Source organism: Bradyrhizobium sp. MI1.3, from assembly GCF_055811695.1.
In genome coordinates this window covers 33,450-35,880 of the sequence record NZ_JBVVPQ010000068.1, presented here as the reverse complement: position 1 = coordinate 35,880, position 2,431 = coordinate 33,450, and the positions used below count along the sequence as shown (strand labels likewise).

The following is a 2,431-nucleotide window of genomic DNA, read 5'->3' as shown; positions in this document are numbered from 1 at the left end:
AAAGGTGGACTTCTCTTGCTTCGGGTATCATCCAGATCTTGAATCACGACTCACGATCCAAGAAAAGTGGGTACTAGTGCCAGGCTTCGCAGCAACGATGTCCGCTCCTCTGCCAATATCGGCATAAGAGCGGACATCGCTGGATGCTTCGAACGTCAATCCAACGGAGCGTTCAAACTGGTACCTTTGGTGATGATGCCACCACGGTTGCCAATCTCAATCGAGCCATAGCGCTGTTTGAAACAATCGGGCAGCGGCCGGTCGCCTTCCATGCTGAGCCAGAGGCGCAATAGATGACGCTTCTGGCCTGCCTCGGACCAATCGCGAAATCCGGTCCGGTCATGCAGCAAGGCATGATTGTAAACGAACTGCATGTCGCCCGGCTGAAGCCGCATGCCGAAATGCAGCGCGGGATCATTTGCGAGCGCGTCAAAGAGATCGAGCGCCTCGACGTGAGCCGGCGTCAGTCTCGGCGCATCGGGAAAGCGTTGGGCACTATCGATATACTGGCGCTGATAGAACCCGGTCAGGAACCCCACATGCCAATTCAGCACCGGGATTTCAAGATATGGCTTTTCGTTCTCCGGCACCTCGCCTCGCCGGTCCGTCGCGATCGGATCAAACAAGAGGGCGGCAAGGTCGGGACGTCTGTCAAACATCTCGTTGTAGATTGTCGTCGTACTGACGAGGAGAGAATCCCCTCCCTCCATCGCCTCGCGAATGCATAACAATCCAACCACGTCGGCCGAATCCGTGTGGAATGTCTGCCGTTCCGACGTTTGATAAATTCGGGTGTTGGGATCCCTTGCATCGGCGCCGGTGTCACGGACGTGACCGAGAATGTGACCCGCTGCATTCTGAGACCGCGCCGATCCAAGGTGCGCGCCCACTCCGCAAAAGATCGTAGCGGCAAACTCCTGATTATATTTTGCCACCGGAAGGCCGCGTATGACTTCGAAGCCAAGGCCAGCCAGGAGCGTTGTCTTAAGCTCTTCCAGATGCCTGCCGAAGTGGGGAAGCGGAAAGCTTTCCTTCGTGATCTCGGCGATTTTTTTGTCTCTGCCAAGATATGTTTCGGCCGCGCCCTCAAGCTCGGCGATCTCGCCGGCCGCAAGCGATATCAACCATCGATCAGGATTGGCTTTCATCTCAGCTCCCTGCCAGGCAGACGGGATATCGACCTTCCCCGGAGGGCGATGAATCCCGCCGGGCACTGAGACCAAATTCATAGTGTTGGCTCCCGAAGAGATTGGACGTCAGACATGGGGGCGGAAGACGTGGGGGCGGACGATCGACGATATTGTGCCGACCACTTGTTTGCAACTTGGCTGAAGCGCCGCCGTGAGCTGAGCGCATTGTCGCCGTGACGAGATCCGTTCCAGGCAGTCGCGTGTTAGGTGAGCCGCTTCCGCCAAAATGATTACAACGCCGCCCCTCGTGCGACCGATCAAAGCCCGGGAAAAAATGGCATCAGCCGGAACGTTCACGAAGCTGGCTGAGTTAAAAGTCATGCGCGTCGCGCTGCGGTCATGGCCGCACCGCGCGGCCCGGATAAGGCTCTGGAAGAGGCGAAAGCTACTCTGCGGCGTGCTTCGCGGCACGGCCGCGCGAGGACCGCGATGTACACGACGGCGATATACGATGAGCTGAGGCAGATCGAGCGCGACGTCGTCGAAGGAGAACGCCGGCTCGCAGAGCAGGAGGCGCTGATCATTGAAATGAAGCGCCAGAACGAGGACACAGCCAAGGCGGAAGGCGAACTCGAACGGATGCGGATGGAGCAGCGACGTCGCGATCAGGATCGGCAACGTCTGCTCTCACGGCTGCAACCCTGAACAATTCCGCTCAATGAGGCTGATCCGGCGTCGTGTTCCTGAGACCTGTACTGCGGTGACAGTTGCCATTTTCGGTCAATGACGATGCAGCGGTTCAAATCAGCAGATCATGATGCGCAGGGACAATGGCTTGATGCGCGCCGTTATTGCCGTGATCGTCCGCGTGTCCGTTCAGTGCATGAGGGACGAGCTTGGCGTTGAACCCGAGGCTCTCTTCCTGACTGGGCGGAACGTGCCCATCGAGCGGATCATTGAACTCTTTAACCTCAACTATCGCGACGAGAGGAGAAGGAGTTGGTCCGCTATCGAACCGGAACACCGGTCCTTGGTCTGCGCCGCCGATTTCGAACGCAGCCTTGGCCGGGTGTGCGTCGTCTGATGCGATTGCTGCAGATTGCGCAGCGTGCTGCGAGTTACCGTGGTCCACGGTGGCTGGTTCTGCCGTCTTCATGGTCCCCGCAGCATCCGAAGCCGAAGCGTGATGCTCGGCGCCATCGCCGGCGCCGTTGCCCGGTTTGCCCCCATCTTCTGTCGATCCCGTGCTTGCCGCCTTTGCAGACCCTGGCTCCGAAGCGTGTTGCGAGTTGCCGTGGTCC

The 2,431-nt window shown here is 58.7% G+C and carries 2 protein-coding genes and 1 pseudogene; 1 reads left to right on the top strand and 2 read right to left on the bottom strand.

All coding sequences use genetic code 11. The features are described from left to right. Nucleotides 1-155 precede the first annotated feature (155 nt). Nucleotides 156-1,229: a TauD/TfdA family dioxygenase gene (locus AC0L3A_RS32685; protein ID WP_007595062.1), complete on the bottom strand. Its 1,074-nt coding sequence runs from the start codon at nucleotides 1,227-1,229 to the stop codon at nucleotides 156-158. Nucleotides 1,230-1,619: 390 nt separating this feature from the next. On the opposite strand from AC0L3A_RS32685, the gene AC0L3A_RS32680 reads away from it, so the two are divergent. Next, on the top strand, nucleotides 1,620-1,835 hold the full coding sequence (locus AC0L3A_RS32680; RefSeq protein WP_007595064.1) for a hypothetical protein: 216 nt from the start codon (nucleotides 1,620-1,622) through the stop codon (nucleotides 1,833-1,835). Between the two features lie 94 nt (nucleotides 1,836-1,929). On the opposite strand, the pseudogene AC0L3A_RS32675 reads toward AC0L3A_RS32680, so the two are convergent. Further along, a pseudogene (locus AC0L3A_RS32675) lies at nucleotides 1,930-2,431 on the bottom strand (LuxR C-terminal-related transcriptional regulator); the annotation flags it as partial.